15 protein-coding genes are annotated in these 14,878 nt (G+C 33.0%); 5 read left to right on the forward strand and 10 right to left on the reverse strand.

Features of this window, described 5'->3' with window-relative positions; all coding sequences use genetic code 11:
• Positions 1–29: 29 nt before the first annotated feature.
• Together secA and B4E59_RS13820 are read right to left on the reverse strand one after the other, a co-directional pair.
• Positions 30–3,152 carry a preprotein translocase subunit SecA gene (secA, locus tag B4E59_RS13815; RefSeq protein WP_125350181.1) on the reverse strand — a complete coding sequence of 1,041 codons (3,123 nt, stop codon included), beginning with the start codon at positions 3,150–3,152 and terminating at the stop codon, positions 30–32.
• A gap of 128 nt (positions 3,153–3,280) precedes the next feature.
• Positions 3,281–3,502: a DUF2795 domain-containing protein gene (locus B4E59_RS13820; RefSeq protein ID WP_019976296.1), complete on the reverse strand. Its 222-nt coding sequence runs from the start codon at positions 3,500–3,502 to the stop codon at positions 3,281–3,283.
• A gap of 170 nt (positions 3,503–3,672) precedes the next feature.
• On the opposite strand from B4E59_RS13820, the gene B4E59_RS13825 reads away from it, so the two are divergent.
• On the forward strand, positions 3,673–4,614 hold the full coding sequence (locus B4E59_RS13825) for an NAD(P)H-dependent flavin oxidoreductase (protein ID WP_219035146.1): 942 nt from the start codon (positions 3,673–3,675) through the stop codon (positions 4,612–4,614).
• A gap of 60 nt (positions 4,615–4,674) precedes the next feature.
• Here B4E59_RS13825 and B4E59_RS13830 read toward each other — a convergent pair whose 3' ends face one another.
• From B4E59_RS13830 to B4E59_RS13845, 4 genes are all read right to left on the reverse strand, one after another.
• Complete coding sequence (locus B4E59_RS13830) at positions 4,675–5,574, reverse strand: MBL fold metallo-hydrolase (protein WP_219035147.1); 900 nt, start codon at positions 5,572–5,574, stop codon at positions 4,675–4,677.
• A gap of 1 nt (position 5,575) precedes the next feature.
• The gene (locus B4E59_RS13835) at positions 5,576–6,031 is read right to left on the reverse strand and encodes a GreA/GreB family elongation factor (protein ID WP_219035148.1); all 456 of its coding nucleotides are present in this window, start codon (positions 6,029–6,031) and stop codon (positions 5,576–5,578) included.
• A gap of 97 nt (positions 6,032–6,128) precedes the next feature.
• Positions 6,129–7,091 (reverse strand): zinc metalloprotease, encoded by a 963-nt coding sequence (locus B4E59_RS13840; protein ID WP_219035149.1) that lies wholly within the window; start codon positions 7,089–7,091, stop codon positions 6,129–6,131.
• Between the two features lie 162 nt (positions 7,092–7,253).
• Entirely contained in the window at positions 7,254–7,739 is a 486-nt protein-coding gene (locus B4E59_RS13845) for a TlpA family protein disulfide reductase (protein WP_280037360.1), read from the reverse strand.
• 117 nt (positions 7,740–7,856) lie between these two features.
• Here B4E59_RS13845 and B4E59_RS13850 point away from each other — a divergent pair, with 117 nt between their 5' ends.
• Entirely contained in the window at positions 7,857–8,324 is a 468-nt protein-coding gene (locus B4E59_RS13850; RefSeq protein WP_125350185.1) for a DUF4268 domain-containing protein, read from the forward strand.
• A 41-nt stretch (positions 8,325–8,365) separates the two neighbouring features.
• Here B4E59_RS13850 and B4E59_RS13855 read toward each other — a convergent pair whose 3' ends face one another.
• The gene (locus tag B4E59_RS13855; protein ID WP_291053558.1) at positions 8,366–9,217 is read right to left on the reverse strand and encodes an ATP cone domain-containing protein; all 852 of its coding nucleotides are present in this window, start codon (positions 9,215–9,217) and stop codon (positions 8,366–8,368) included.
• A gap of 111 nt (positions 9,218–9,328) precedes the next feature.
• Here B4E59_RS13855 and B4E59_RS13860 point away from each other — a divergent pair, with 111 nt between their 5' ends.
• Positions 9,329–9,913, forward strand: coding sequence for a PhnA domain-containing protein (locus B4E59_RS13860; protein ID WP_291053561.1), 585 nt, complete (start codon positions 9,329–9,331; stop codon positions 9,911–9,913).
• A 48-nt stretch (positions 9,914–9,961) separates the two neighbouring features.
• On the opposite strand, the gene B4E59_RS13865 is transcribed toward B4E59_RS13860, so the two are convergent.
• The 3 genes from B4E59_RS13865 to menA form a co-directional block, all read right to left on the reverse strand.
• Positions 9,962–11,593, reverse strand: coding sequence for an ABC-F family ATP-binding cassette domain-containing protein (locus B4E59_RS13865; protein ID WP_291053564.1), 1,632 nt, complete (start codon positions 11,591–11,593; stop codon positions 9,962–9,964).
• A 105-nt stretch (positions 11,594–11,698) separates the two neighbouring features.
• Positions 11,699–12,379 carry a metal-dependent hydrolase gene (locus B4E59_RS13870; RefSeq protein WP_038332212.1) on the reverse strand — a complete coding sequence of 227 codons (681 nt, stop codon included), beginning with the start codon at positions 12,377–12,379 and terminating at the stop codon, positions 11,699–11,701.
• Positions 12,380–12,396: 17 nt separating this feature from the next.
• Positions 12,397–13,323 (reverse strand): 1,4-dihydroxy-2-naphthoate octaprenyltransferase, encoded by a 927-nt coding sequence (menA, locus tag B4E59_RS13875; RefSeq protein WP_114999711.1) that lies wholly within the window; start codon positions 13,321–13,323, stop codon positions 12,397–12,399.
• Between the two features lie 88 nt (positions 13,324–13,411).
• On the opposite strand from menA, the gene B4E59_RS13880 reads away from it, so the two are divergent.
• Both B4E59_RS13880 and B4E59_RS13885 read left to right on the forward strand, forming a co-directional pair.
• The gene (locus B4E59_RS13880; RefSeq protein ID WP_114999709.1) at positions 13,412–14,257 is read left to right on the forward strand and encodes a glycoside hydrolase family 25 protein; all 846 of its coding nucleotides are present in this window, start codon (positions 13,412–13,414) and stop codon (positions 14,255–14,257) included.
• A 253-nt stretch (positions 14,258–14,510) separates the two neighbouring features.
• Positions 14,511–14,878 (forward strand): transposase family protein (locus tag B4E59_RS13885; protein WP_524535948.1); only part of this gene is annotated, 368 nt, incomplete at its 3' end.

A 14,878-nucleotide genomic window follows, 5' to 3' on the forward strand; every position in this document is an offset into this window, starting at 1 on the left:
AAGGGTTAAAGTTATATAAAAAAATCTTTTTAGTTTACTGATTCAGTTTCCTCTACAGATTCTTCTTTTTGAGTATTTGGTAATTCTCCTTTGAACAAGAACGAAATAATTTCTTTGTTCACTGTGTCTAACATTCTTTGGAAGATATGGAAAGACTCTTGTTTGTAAACAACCAATGGATCTTTTTGTTCGTAAACCGCATTTTGAGACGTTTTACGTAAGTCATCAACATCACGTAAATGCTCTTTCCAGTTATCATCAATCAAACTTAATACAACTGATTTTTCGAAATCTTTTATTAAAGTTTTACCTTGAGATTCGTATGCTTCTTTCAAATCACAAACAACTGTCATTTGACGAATTCCGTCTGTAAATGGTACTTGAATACGAGAGAACATATGTCCTTGATTCTCGAAAACATTCGAAATTACTGGGAAAGCTGTTTCTGCAACATATTTCATACGTGCTTTGTAATCTTCAATTGCTGCGTCGTACGTAATATTTGTTAAATCTTTGATTGATTTAGATCTAAATTCATCTTCAGTAACAGGAGTTCCCATTGTAAAGAATTTAATTAAATCTAATTCATATTGATCAAAATCTTCGAAATCTTTGTTAGATTTTACAACAGAAGCCGCAACATCATAAATCATATTTGCAATATCAACTTCCAAACGATCTCCGAACAATGCATTGTGACGACGTTTGTAAATTACTTCACGTTGTTTATTCATTACATCATCATACTCTAACAAACGTTTACGAATACCGAAGTTATTTTCTTCTACTTTTTTCTGTGCACGCTCGATAGATTTTGTAATCATAGAATGTTCAATCACATCACCATCTTTGTGTCCCATACGGTCCATTAATTTTGCAATTCTTTCTGAACCGAATAAACGCATTAATGAATCTTCTAATGAAACGAAGAATTGAGATGATCCTGGATCTCCTTGACGACCAGCACGACCACGTAACTGACGGTCTACACGACGAGAATCGTGACGTTCAGTACCAATAATTGCTAAACCTCCAGATTCTTTTACTTCTTTCGTTAATTTAATATCGGTACCACGACCAGCCATATTCGTTGCAATTGTTACAGCTCCTGGTTTACCAGCTTCTGTTACAATATCAGCCTCGCTTTTGTGTAATTTTGCATTTAAAACATTGTGATTAATTCCACGTAATTTTAATGCTTTTGATAATAACTCAGAAATCTCAACATTAGTTGTTCCAACTAAAACTGGACGTTTGTCATCTTGAGATAAACGAACAATTTCCTCGATTACTGCTTTATATTTTTCACGATTTGTTTTGAAAACAATATCGTTTTTATCGTTACGTAAAATTGGGCGGTTTGTTGGAATAGAAACAACATCTAATTTGTAAATTTCCCAGAACTCACCTGCCTCAGTTTCCGCTGTACCAGTCATACCTCCTAACTTATTGTACATACGGAAATAGTTTTGTAATGTAATTGTCGCAAACGTTTGTGTAGCTGCTTCAATTTTTACATTCTCTTTCGCTTCAATTGCTTGGTGCAATCCATCCGAATAACGACGACCATCCATAATACGACCTGTCGATTCGTCAACGATTTTTACTTCACCTTCAACCACAACATACTCGATATCTTTTTCGAATAATGTATATGCTTTTAACAATTGGCTTAAAGTATGGATACGCTCAGATTTGATTGAGAAATCACGGAAAAATTCTTCTTTCATTTGAAGAATTTCTTCTTTAGTTTTTCCTGAATTTTCAATTGCTCCAATATTTGTCGAAACATCTGGTAAAATGAAGAAATTCTCATCTTCCATTCCTTTAGACAAATACTCGATTCCTTTATCTGTTAAATCTGATTGATTTTGTTTTTCATCAATAACAAAGTATAAATGCTCGTCAACTTTTGGCATTTCACGGTTATTATCCTGAATAAAATGCGCTTCTGTTTTTTGTAATTGAGCACGAATACCATCTTGAGATAAGAATTTGATTAATGGTTTGTATTTTGGTAAACCACGGTAAACTTGGTATAATTTGAAACCACCTTCTTTTAAATCTCCTTGTTTGAATAATGTTTTTGCTTCGTTTAATGTTTTTCCTAACATCTCACGTTGCATTTGATATAAACGATCAATTTTTGGTCTTAATACATCAAATTCGTGACGATCTCCTTGTGGAACTGGACCAGAAATAATCAATGGTGTACGAGCATCATCAATTAAAACTGAATCGACCTCATCGACAATCGCAAAATTTAATTCACGTTGTACCAAAGCATCTGGTGTATTTGCCATATTGTCACGTAAATAGTCGAAACCAAATTCGTTATTTGTTCCATAAACAATATCAGATGCATACGCATCGCGACGACCTGGAGAGTTTGGTTGGTGATTATCGATACAATCTACTGATAAACCATGAAAAGAGAAAATTGGACGCATCCACGCCATATCACGTTTTGCCAAGTAATCATTCACCGTTACTAAGTGAACTCCACGACCAGTTAGTGCATTTAAGTAAATAGGTAAAGTTGCAACCAACGTTTTACCTTCCCCTGTTTGCATCTCCGCAATACGACCTAAGTGTAAAGCGGTACCTCCAATAAACTGAACATCGTAATGAGACATATCCCATGTTACTTGACGACCTGCTGCATCCCAAGAGTTTTTCCAGATTGCAGTATTATCATCTTTAAGAGAAACGAAATCGTGTCCACGATTTACCAAAACTTTATCAAACTCAGAAGCTGTAACTTCTAACGTTTCGTTTTCAGTAAAACGTTTCCCTGTTTCGCGCATTACAGCAAAAGCTTCTGGTAAGATTTCTAATAAAATCTTCTCTTCTACTTCGTATGCTTCTTTATTGATTTTATCAATTTTAGCGTATAAATCTTCTTTTACACCAAAATCTTCTGTTTCCTCAACTTGTTTTTTTAACTCTTCAATTTGAGTTTTGAAATCTTTAGTCGCATCAGCTAATTTAGCTTTAAACTCTAAAGTTTGCCCTCTTAATTCATCAATTGATAATGAACTAAGCTTTTGACCAGCTTCATTCGCTAAGTCAACATATTTTCGTAATTCTTTTACATCTTTGGCATTCTTATCACCTAAGAAACCTTGTAAAATTTTGTTTAAAATATTCATATTTTTCTGCGTTCTTCGTCAAAATTAGCCACAATATATTTGAGACTAATTAAGATGCAAATATACGTTAACTATGTTAGTTATAGATTATAGAATCGAAAAAAGCCCCAATTTGGGCTTTTTTATTTTTAATATTCGTCCTCGTTCCAAAGGAAATCGTCGTCCGTTGGATAGTCAGCCCAAATTTCTTCAATGCTTTCGTAAGAATCTCCTTCATCCTCAATAGATTGTAAGTTTTCTACAACTTCCAAAGGTGCACCAGTACGAATTGCGTAATCAATTAATTCATCTTTTGTTGCTGGCCAAGGTGCATCACTTAAATAAGATGCTAATTCTAAAGTCCAATACATAGCTTATATTTTTTATTATTAGTAGAGACAATTAAACTCTAATTTATTTTCTAAAATTTGATTTTTTGCAAATCAAATAATCTGCCAAAGTCAAACTGTCAGTATTTATGTTAAAATTAAATTTTTTCGTTCTCTATATTTATTTAATTTTATGCCTAAATATAACGAAAATGGACACGAATATAACAAAATTATTTGCAATAAAATATCCAATTATTCAAGGTGGTATGATTTGGAATAGTGGTTGGCGATTAGCGTCAGCTGTAAGTAATGCTGGAGGACTAGGTTTAATAGGTGCTGGAAGCATGTATCCTGATGTTTTACGCGAGCATATAAAGAAGTGTAAAGCTGCTACAAATCATTCTTTTGGCGTTAATGTTCCAATGCTTTATCCGAATATTGAAGAAATTATGCAAATTATTGTGGAGGAAGGTGTAAAAGTTGTTTTTACTTCTGCCGGAAATCCAAAAACGTGGACAGAAACTTTAAAAAAAGAAGGAATAACTGTTGCACATGTTGTCAGTAGTGCCAAATTTGCATTAAAATCTCAAGATGCAGGAGTGGATGCTGTCGTGGCAGAAGGTTTTGAAGCTGGCGGACATAATGGCAGAGAAGAAACCACTACACTTTGTCTTATTCCGAATGTGAAACGTCAAATCGATATTCCATTAATTGCTGCTGGAGGAATTGGAACAGGTTCTCAAATTTTAGCAGCATTTGCATTAGGTGCAGATGGAGTACAAATTGGTTCTCGTTTTGCTGCAACTCAGGAATCTTCTGCTAATCAAGCTTTCAAAGATGTGATTGTAAATGCGCAAGAAGGTGACACGCAACTTACATTGAAAGAATTGGCTCCTGTTCGATTGATTAAAAATGAGTTTTATAATCAAGTTCAAGAAAAATATCAACAAGGCACAACCGCAGAAGATTTGAAAGAACTTTTGGGTAGAGGACGTTCTAAGAAAGGAATGTTTGAAGGCGATTTGGTAAATGGAGAATTAGAAATTGGTCAAGTTTCGTCATTAATCGATTCTATTCCGACAGTTGCAGAAGTTTTCGACGATTTATTAGTAGATTATCAAGTTGCAAAAGATAAATTAATTCGATTATAATCATCGTTCAGTTTTAAACACTATAAAAAAGCTGTCAAAAATTTTTGACAGCTTTTCGTTTTATAATCTTCCTTGTTCTTTTAATTTCCAATAACGCATTAGTCCATTAACAGACATCCAGCATGGATTGGCATATTCATACACCTGAATTTGATCTTCTGTTAAACCTAAGTCTTTATAGTTTTTTGTGACATAATCGACAAAAACAGGGACAATTTCTTCGGTCGGAATTTTATCATCATACATCGGTTTGATATAATTTGACCAATCATCTAAAGCTTTTTCTAATTGATCAAAATGATTTTCTAAATCTTCGTGATAACCATAATGCGTCGGATAAATTCCTTTTGCATTAATTTTTCTCAATTTAGCAATCGATTCTTTCCACAATTCAATATTAATATCTGGCGGCGGACAAGGAGGCGAAACAGGTCCATTTTCTATCTTCACCCCCGCTACATCACCTGTAAAAATAACATCGTCCAACACATAAGCATTGTGATGAACAGCATGTCCAGGCGTATAAACAGTCTGAAAAACAGCATCACCAAACTCCACACTTTGTCCATCTGCCAAACCAACCAAATATTCTTCGTCAATTGGTTTCATTTCTCCCCACAAACGATCCATATCGTCACCATAAATCATTTTTGCAGATTCCCACAATTTCTCAGGATTTTTCAGATGCGGTAAACCAATCGGATTTAAAAAAATTGTTGCGCCATGTTCTGTAAATTTCCATGCAGCACCAGCGTGATCAAAATGAATATGTGTAATTAATATGTTTTCAATATCGATTACCCGCCAACCTAAAGCTTCTATTCCTGTTTTCAGATTTTCGAAAGTGGAGTATGGGCCCGGATCGACTAAAACCGGTCCCTGTTCTGTTTCGATTAAATAAGTTGCGATAGCTTCCTTTTCATTTTGAAAATTCAGGTCTATTGTATGTATTTTTGGCATGCTATAATATTTCTTCTATGGTATATTTTATTCCATTAAATTCTATTTTATCGCCGGCTCGTTTTCCAACCAACGCTTCAAAAATAGGTGCTTGTGTACTAATTCCTACAAACTTTTTATTTTCCCATTCGAAATCTTTGAAAGATAAACCAATGACAAAATTAACTTTGTCAGTCAAAACAACATTTCCTTCCGTTATTTCATCAATCAACTCAGGGCGAAGTACTCTGAAGTTATTTAAATCTTCTGTTGCTTGATTAATTCTTATTTGTAAATTTCTGGCGGAATCTGTCGACTGACTTTGTTGTGCAAAATCATCAAGCTCTAAACTCGATTCTTCATCTAAATCAGCACTTTCAGTATAAATTCGCTCCGATTCTTTTAAGGCGTTTATTTCATCTTGTTTAAGTTGAATAAGATGCTGAATGACATCTTTTCTGATATGTTTTTTATTCATTTTTGTAGTTTTAAGTTTAGATAAACTTACAAAAAATAAAAAACTCCTGAACTATTCATTCAAGAGTTTTTTACTACTATATTTAATTATCCTGATGTTATTGAGCGAAGCTATAGCGTGCACCTCCCGGACTGAAAATAGATAACATTCTACTTTTTTGTCCTTCAGAGAACATATATAATCCTCTATCGTCACTATAATCCATATAATTCATGGTCATTTCGACAGGAGATCCTGAACATGTACTATAATGAGGGTATGCAGGGACACCATAGTTTGGTGCATTATGATAAGGCGTATCGTTCACATAATCTGTTAGACATCCACCACCATCTCCCCAAATGTGACGTAAATTCATCCAGTGCCCAACTTCATGAGTAGCTGTTCTCCCTAAATTGAACGGGTAAGTTGCTGTTCCTGTATTTCCAAAATATCTTGAATCAATTACCACTCCGTCTGTTGCAGAACTACCCCCGGGAAATTGTGCATAACCCAGAATACCACTTCCGATTGTACAAACCCATAAATTAAGTTTTGTTGTAGGGGAAGTTGGCAGAATTCCTGTACTTTTCTTCATGGCATCATTTGTTCCCCAAGAAGTTTTTGTTGTTTGTTTTCTGTTCACCGTTTCTAATTCAAATTTAATCCCAACATTTGCTTTTACATTTGAAAACAAAGCGGGTACCTGTGAAAAATCAGCATTCTGTGCATTGAAATCTTTATTTAAAACATCAATTTGAGATTGAATCTGAGCTAAAGAAATATTTTCAGCGGCCGTTTTATACAAAACATTTACAACAACAGGGATAACAATAGTTCCATTGACTAGTTTTCCTTGCATTTTTTCAAAGTTTTGGGCATGGGCTTCAATATCTGCCATTTTTGAGGCCAGATTAGGATTTTCTGATAGCTGTAATTTTAAAACTTCATCAGAAGCGCACGTTCGACTTGCAACTTTTTGATTAGCAGATTCTGCTTGAGGATCCATTTCGTTTTTAGTGTCATCACTACAAGCTGTGAATACAGCAAGTGTAGCTAATGTAAAGATAAGTTTGTTCATATTATTGTTATTTAATTAGTGTTATTTAATTAGTGTCTACTAAAAATACAATAATATTTATTAAAAACATGAATAAAATCATATTTTAACAATAGAAACAATTACAGGTACATAATAGTTTGCAAGAATGGAAGTTAAATTGAAAAAATATCACATCTGATTTTATGGAAGAATTTCATTGATTTCATCCTCCAGTTCATATTTGGTCATGGCTTGATCATGAAAAACAACTTTTTCTCCTTTATTGTAAATAATTGTAACAGGAATATTTCCACCCCACTTGGAATCGAAAGAAGGAATCCATTCATTCATCCGCTTGGTGTCATCCAGTAAAACAACTTCTGTATTGATGTGATAATCTGTTATAAATTTCTTTACTTTATCCAATACTTTTGGTCGATCCAAAGATACCAACAGCATTTTGAAATTGGGATTGTCTTTGTATTTTTCATTAATTTCCATAAATGCAGGAATTTCTTCAACGCAAGGAGCACACCATGTTGCCCAAAAATTAACGACAACAACTTGATCTTTATAAGTTGTGATTTTTTCGTGTAAAGCTTCATATTTTACAGTTTCCACAGATTGTGCATTTACAGTAGAAAAAGCCAAAATTCCCATTAAACCAAGGAAAGAAAATAGTTTCATATTTACTTTTTAAAAATATTTGTTCAAATGTAATAGAACAAGAATCAATCCAAGCTATTTTTCTCGAAATTTTGTTGAATAGAATATTAAACCGATTTTTGTAAAAAAATAATCAATTTGTTTTCAAAAGAAGATGCTTATCGCATAAAAAAGGATTTTTGGATTTCGTATGGAACGTATATGAAATTGCAGATGAATGCCGAAGGAACGCGTATTAATTGGATAAATTACAAAACGGATATAAAAGGTGTTTATTTTAGAACGGATGTCGAACGCAAGTTTGCAGAGGTTTCGATTGAAATTTCGCATCCAGATCCGTCAGTTCAACTGATGATCTATGAACAGTTTGAGGAATATGAAAATGTTTTGGAAAATTATCTTGGCGAAAAATGGATTTGGACAAAAGAAGATTATGACGAAGACGGAAAAATGATTTCGACAATAAAAATACGTTTAGAAAACATTAGTATTTTTAGAGAAACCGATTGGCCGCAAATTATTCCGTTCCTAAAAGATCGAATGATTAATTTGGATGAATTTTGGTGCGATCACAAAGATAGTTTTGAGATTTTTAAAGAATTATAAAGCAAAAGAAGCTCAATATTGAGCTTCTTTTTTATTTCATTTTAAGCAATTTCGCACGTAAAATTCTCGATTTCTAACAATTCATTCGTTTCTTCCAAAACTTCGTTTCGTTGTTCTTGAGACAAATTTAATGAATCTAAAAACTTATTATTTTGTTGTAAATCATTCACCAAAATACATTCTTTCGATAAAAGAACTTTTTCTTGCTCTGGCGTCAAAGTCGTTAAACACGTAATTGGATACAAAGCCGCATTATCAACCAAATATTTGATACTATTTGTTTCAGGATAATCCCAAGAAATCAATCCAATTCCATAATAATTTGCAAAATCTATACTATCCGTCGTTAAATACGCATTCGTTACCAAGAAACCTTTTGTTGGTTTCATATCTCGTCCAAAAAAATGATACGTATGGCTTTCTACATCTTTCATTCGCGATAAAAAATACATCGGCGTTGTCACCGAAATTTTGGCATCTTCGTCATTTCTGAATTTACATTCACAGAAAAGCAATTGATCTCCTTTAGAAGCCACCACATCAATTTCGTGCGTCACCGCATTTCCTTGCACAATTTCCGAATGCAACGATTGATATCCTGCTGCTTGCATCACTCTTTCAATCCATTTTTCGAAATAATATCCTTCTGGTCCCAAATCTCGCAAAGCTCGTTTTAGGCTATAACGCGCTGCATACGAATTTCTATAATTTTTGAGATGAGCAAAAGCTATACGATACAATTCTCTGGTCAGAATTCCATCGTAAAGATCTTTCGAAACTAATTCGAAAACCTCTTCAACTTCCTCTTTTTTTGCGCCAGATTTCGTTAATGAACGTTTTAAAGCTTTTGGATCATATGGGATTAACTCGCCCGAGTTTTTCTTTACTAACATATTTTAAGGTTGAATTTTATTCTTAACGAATTTAAATAATTCTGATTAAAATACCTCAAAAGTTTAAATTCTAAATAAAGGTTATCTTTGCAAAAGTTTTAAAATCAATACATGAAATTAGATACATTTTTACAAGAAAGAAGTGGTAACCAATGCGAATTGACGGGAGTTACAGAAAATTTGGCTATTTATGAAGTGAATCCTGATGCGAGTAGCAATCCTGATCGAAATGTCTACATAACACAAAAATGTATCAACCAAATTGAAAAGAAAGAGGAATTAGATGCATCTTTTTGGGAATCATTTTTACTTTCTTCTATGTGGAGCGAAGTTCCTGCCGTACAAGTGCTTTCTTGGCGAATGTTGAATCGTTTTAGAAACGAATCTTGGGCTGCTGATGCTTTGGATTTGATGTATTTAGATGACGAAAATATGGAGTGGGCAAAAGCATCTGGTGATCACGAAGGTGACGGAAGTGTTAATTTGCACAAGGATAGCAACGGAAATATTTTGGTGAATGGAGATACGGTGACATTGATTAAAGATTTGGATGTAAAAGGTTCTTCTATCAATGCAAAAATTGGAACTGCTGTACGAAATATTCGTTTAGTTCATGATAATACCGAACAAATTGAAGGAAAAGTTGACGGACAATTAATCGTTATTTTAACGAAGTTCGTGAAGAAGCAAGCATAAAAAAATCCACTCAGTTGAGTGGATTTTTTTGTTTTATTAAAATTCAATTTACTTTTCTATTTCTTTCAAGTTTTCCATTTTCTTTGTTACTAAGAAACCTTTGATATCTTCAAAATGTTCTTTGACACGTTTATTTCCAAACTCAAAAACTTTTTCTGCCAATCCATCTAAGAAATCACGATCGTGGGAAACTAAAATTACTGTTCCTTCAAATTCTTTCAATGCATCTTTGATAATATCCTTTGTTTTCATGTCCAAGTGATTTGTTGGCTCATCTAAAATCAAGACATTATAAGGTTCTAACAATAACTTCACCATTGCCAAACGTGTTTTTTCTCCACCAGAAAGCACTTTTACTTTCTTGTCGACATCATCACCTTTGAACATAAACGCACCCAAAATACTTTTGATTTGTGTTCTGATATCACCTTCTGCAATGCGGTCTACAGTTTCGAAAATGGTTAAATCTTCATCTAACAAAGTAGCTTGATTTTGAGCAAAATATCCGATTTGCGCATTATGTCCGATTTCTAATTTTCCATCGAAATCAATTTCATTCATGATAGCTTTAATCATTGTCGATTTTCCTTCACCATTTTTTCCAACCAAAGCCACTTTTTGACCACGTTCAATCACCATATTTGCATCTTTAAACACAATATGATCACCATACGTTTTATCTAAATTTTCGACTACAACAGGATATTGTCCCGAACGAGCTGCTGCTGGAAATTTCAATTTCAAAGCTGAAGTATCAACCTCATCAACTTCGATAATATCTAGCTTTTCTAACATACGAACGCGCGATTGCACTTGTTCTGTTTTAGAGAAAGTTCCACGAAAACGTTCAATAAATAATTTATTTTCAGCAATGAATTTTTGTTGTTCATCATAAGCTTTTTGCTGATGAATTCTACGATCTTGACGCAACACTAAATAGTCAGAATATTTGGCTTTGTAATCATAAATTCGTCCCATTGTCACTTCGATTGTACGATTCGTAATATTATCGACAAATGTGCGATCGTGCGAAATCACCATAACAGCTTTGGCTTGATTTTTCAAGAAATCCTCTAACCATTGAATAGATTCGATATCCAAATGGTTTGTAGGCTCATCTAATAAAATCAAATCTGGTTTACACAAAAGAATTTTAGCCAATTCGATTCGCATACGCCAACCTCCCGAAAACTCAGAAGTTGATCGATCCAAATCTTCTTGCGCAAATCCCATTCCTTTCAAAACCTTTTCCACTTCGGCTTCGTAATTTACTTCTTCTATCGAATAAAATTTTTCACTGACTTCCGAAACGCGTTCGATTAACTTCATATAATCATCACTTTCATAATCAGTTCGTACAGTTAACTGCTCATTTAATTCATCAATTTCATTCTTCATTGATAAATATTCAGCAAAAGCTTTTGACGTTTCTTCGCGAACAGAACAATTATCTTCGGTTAACAAATGTTGCGGCAAATATGCAATTACCGCATCTTTTGGTGCTGAAATATTTCCCAAAGAAGGTTTATTGATTCCTGCAACAATCTTAAGTAAAGTAGATTTTCCTGCACCATTTTTACCCATTAAGGCAATTTTGTCATTTTCATTTATCACAAAACTAACTCCACTAAACAACGTTGAAGAACCGAATTGAACGGCAATATCATTAACTGTAATCATAAATTTTATCGAATAATTGCGGCAAAGATAATCTTTTTCAACCGAGATCAAATCAATAAAAAAGCTTGAGATTATCTCGAGCTTTTATATATTGTAAAGAATTTCTTAAACCGTTAAATCTTCGCCAATTTCTAATAAAATCAATTGAATATGACGCGAAAAGAAAATAGATTTCGCTTCTGCTTTATCAATTTTAATTGGTGGAAAAGTATCATAATGATAACCCAAAACCTTAGTTGCTTGCACATATTCTGCCGCAATAGAAGCACTTTTTGCCCCCATCGTAAAATTATCTCCGATTGGTAAAATTGCTAAATCAAGTTGTCCAATTGTATCCGGAATCAACTTCATTTCGTATGTCAAAGCTGTATCACCAGCGATGTAAACTCGCTTTCCTTCACTTTCGATAATGTAACCATTTGGATCTCCTCCATATGTTCCATCAGCAAATGAACTCGAATGAAATGCAATTGTAGATTGAATCGAACCAAAATCAAAACTAAATTTACCACCTGTATTCATTCCGTGTGCTTTTAAACCTCTTTCCGAATAATAAGAAGCAATTTCTGCATTCGAAATAATCAAAGCTCCTGTACGTTTTGCCAATTCTTCCACATCATACACATGATCTTGATGCGCATGCGTAATAACAATATAATCCGCTTTTAAACTTTCGAAATCGATATTCTTTGCTAATTCATTTGGTGTAATAAATGGATCAACAATAATGTGTTTACCGTTTGCTTCAATCGCAAGCGAGGCATGTCCTAAATATTGAATTTTCATTATATATTTTTTTGTGATTAACGAATTAAAGTATCAATAAAATCGAAACCGATTAAACTATATCCTAATAATACAGCGAAAAATAAAGCTAACATTGCTACTTGTTTCAAGAATGGATCGAAATCTTTAGGATCTTTTACTGCAAAAATTTGACGACGAATGGCGTTCGCAAAAAAGATTAAAATTAAAAATACAAAACCAGATAATTTACCTTGTTTAAGTGGTGACATCGTTACATATAATGCGCTTAATGCGAACGGAATCGTCATTAAAGCCATTTGGTAATATTTACTTTTTTGAAAACCTAATTTTGATGCAACAGTAATTTTATTGTTTTTGACATCATTTTTCACATCTCGCATATTGTTCAAATTTAGCACTGCTACACTCCAACATCCCATCGAAGCTGCAGGTAATAAAATTTGCCATTGAAAAACTTTAGAATATAAAAATTCTCCACCAGCAACAGCTAAAATCCCAAAGAATAAGAACACAAAAACATCACCTAAACCAATATATCCGTATGGTTTTTTTCCCATTGTATAAGCCATTGCTGCAAAAATAGACGCAACTCCCAGTCCAAGAAAAATGTAAATATATTTCATATCATTTGGATAAAAAGATACATACAACAATGCTGAAACGCAAGCTAAAGAAATTGCAACCATAATTCCAATAGCTATTTTCATTTGGTTTTGAGTTATCAATCCAGATGCTACAGCACGCTGCTCTCCTACTCTATTTGCGTCCGTTCCTTTTACCGCATCGCCATAATCATTCGCGAAATTTGATAAAATTTGGAAAGCCAAAGTTGTTAAAAGAGATAAGAAAAATATATCATTTCGAAAAATTCCTTCTGATTTTGCAATAAATCCAGCCAATAATAATCCACTCAAAGAAAGTGGTAATGTGCGAAGCCTTGCGGCTAATATCCATTTTTTCATACTGAACAAAGATAATGAAGATTTTACTTTTTTTATCATCTAAAATTGAAGTAATATTGCATAGAATTTATCTATTTCAACTACTAAAATGCCTCGTAAAAAGAAAACACAACAATCTATTTTTAGTACATTAAAAAAAATCAAACTTTCGACTTATGTGATTAGTTTACTGATTTTGTGCGTTGTTTATTTTACATATCGTTATCGTCATGGTATTCATTACTATTTTTCGGTTGTAGAAAAATCGTTGAAAGGCGAAAAATTGGTTGATGGTAAAGTCACAAAATTTGATATCCGAAATATTGAGGTGATGGATAAATATTATCTCAAAACTTTTGGTGTTGATGTTTCGCATTATCAAGGAAAAATTGATTGGACGAAAATGCATACGATTTACAATTTATATCCGATAAATTTTGCTTTTATCCGTTCTACAATGGGAACTTCGTCTATTGATGAGACTTTTGAGGATAATTGGGAAGGTGCAAAAGAAAATAATATTTTGCGTGGTGCTTATCATTTTTATCGTCCAGATGAAAACTCTACTTTACAAGCACAAAATTTTATTGCAAAAGTAAAATTAGAAAATGGTGATTTGCCTCCAGTTTTGGATATTGAAACCTTACCGAAAACACAATCCATGGATCGTTTAGTCGAAGGAATCAAGAATTGGTGCAAAATTGTTGAAGAGCATTACGATATCAAACCGATTATTTATACATCAGATAAATATTTTGAAGATTATTTACAAGATCATTTTGATGGTTATATTATTTGGATTGCCAATTACAATTTTTGGGTCCAAGAAATGAAAGGGCATTGGGATTTTTGGCAATTTACCGAAAAAGCAACCATAGATGGTGTAAAACGTTATAAAGTTGATGTGAATATCTACAACGGGACCATTGATGATTTAGAAGGTTTGACGCTTTAGAAAATTAATGAATCAATTTTACAGCTCCTTTTTCATCATAAATCAATGTATCTTTTCTTATCATTAAAATAGTATTTTCTTCAATTATAGGGTAAAAATAACAATACTCGCAATCTTCATCAGGTATCATTATACTGTCTGAGTATGATTTATTTTTATTAATTTCTACCTGTTGTGCATTTTGATTAATAAAGAATAAAGTTGTTCATTTGATTGAAAATCAGTAAATTGTTTTAACTACAAAACATTTACAATGAACAACTTACTTGCAAATTACGAAAGAATATTGGAAGTTCTACGAAAAATATCAACAGATACACTTTTAATTTATCAACGTAGAAGACCTAAACTTTTTGATTTAGAACTCATAAGTCTTGTCTTAACTGCTGAATTTATGGGTATTGATAGTGAAAATCATTTATTTCGAAATCTTCCTAATGCGTTAAGTTGTAAAATTGAACGTAGTATTTATAATCGTAGAAAACGTAGATTATCAGAACAAATTAATAGTATTCGCCTCAACTTAGCGAAAGAATTTAATGAATCTGAAAATTGTTTCATCGTTGATAGTATGCCGTTGGAAGTGTGTAAAATAGCAAGAATTAATCGCTCGAAAATCTG

The sequence above is a fragment of the Empedobacter sp. UBA2044 genome (assembly GCF_002333005.1).
GTDB lineage: Bacteria > Bacteroidota > Bacteroidia > Flavobacteriales > Weeksellaceae > Empedobacter > Empedobacter falsenii_B.

Coding starts and splice junctions, on each gene's coding strand:
- secA (WP_125350181.1), bottom strand. CDS start 3,152: ATGAATATTTTAAACAAAATTTTACAAGGTTTCTTAGGTGATAAGAAT.
- B4E59_RS13820 (WP_019976296.1), bottom strand. CDS start 3,502: ATGTATTGGACTTTAGAATTAGCATCTTATTTAAGTGATGCACCTTGG.
- menA (WP_114999711.1), bottom strand. CDS start 13,323: ATGAAAAAATGGATATTAGCCGCAAGGCTTCGCACATTACCACTTTCT.
- B4E59_RS13880 (WP_114999709.1), top strand. CDS start 13,412: ATGCCTCGTAAAAAGAAAACACAACAATCTATTTTTAGTACATTAAAA.
- B4E59_RS13845 (WP_280037360.1), bottom strand. CDS start 7,739: ATGAAACTATTTTCTTTCCTTGGTTTAATGGGAATTTTGGCTTTTTCT.
- B4E59_RS13840 (WP_219035149.1), bottom strand. CDS start 7,091: ATGAACAAACTTATCTTTACATTAGCTACACTTGCTGTATTCACAGCT.
- B4E59_RS13855 (WP_291053558.1), bottom strand. CDS start 9,217: ATGTTAGTAAAGAAAAACTCGGGCGAGTTAATCCCATATGATCCAAAA.
- B4E59_RS13830 (WP_219035147.1), bottom strand. CDS start 5,574: ATGCCAAAAATACATACAATAGACCTGAATTTTCAAAATGAAAAGGAA.
- B4E59_RS13865 (WP_291053564.1), bottom strand. CDS start 11,593: ATGATTACAGTTAATGATATTGCCGTTCAATTCGGTTCTTCAACGTTG.
- B4E59_RS13870 (WP_038332212.1), bottom strand. CDS start 12,379: ATGAAAATTCAATATTTAGGACATGCCTCGCTTGCGATTGAAGCAAAC.
- B4E59_RS13825 (WP_219035146.1), top strand. CDS start 3,673: ATGGACACGAATATAACAAAATTATTTGCAATAAAATATCCAATTATT.
- B4E59_RS13835 (WP_219035148.1), bottom strand. CDS start 6,031: ATGAATAAAAAACATATCAGAAAAGATGTCATTCAGCATCTTATTCAA.
- B4E59_RS13860 (WP_291053561.1), top strand. CDS start 9,329: ATGAAATTAGATACATTTTTACAAGAAAGAAGTGGTAACCAATGCGAA.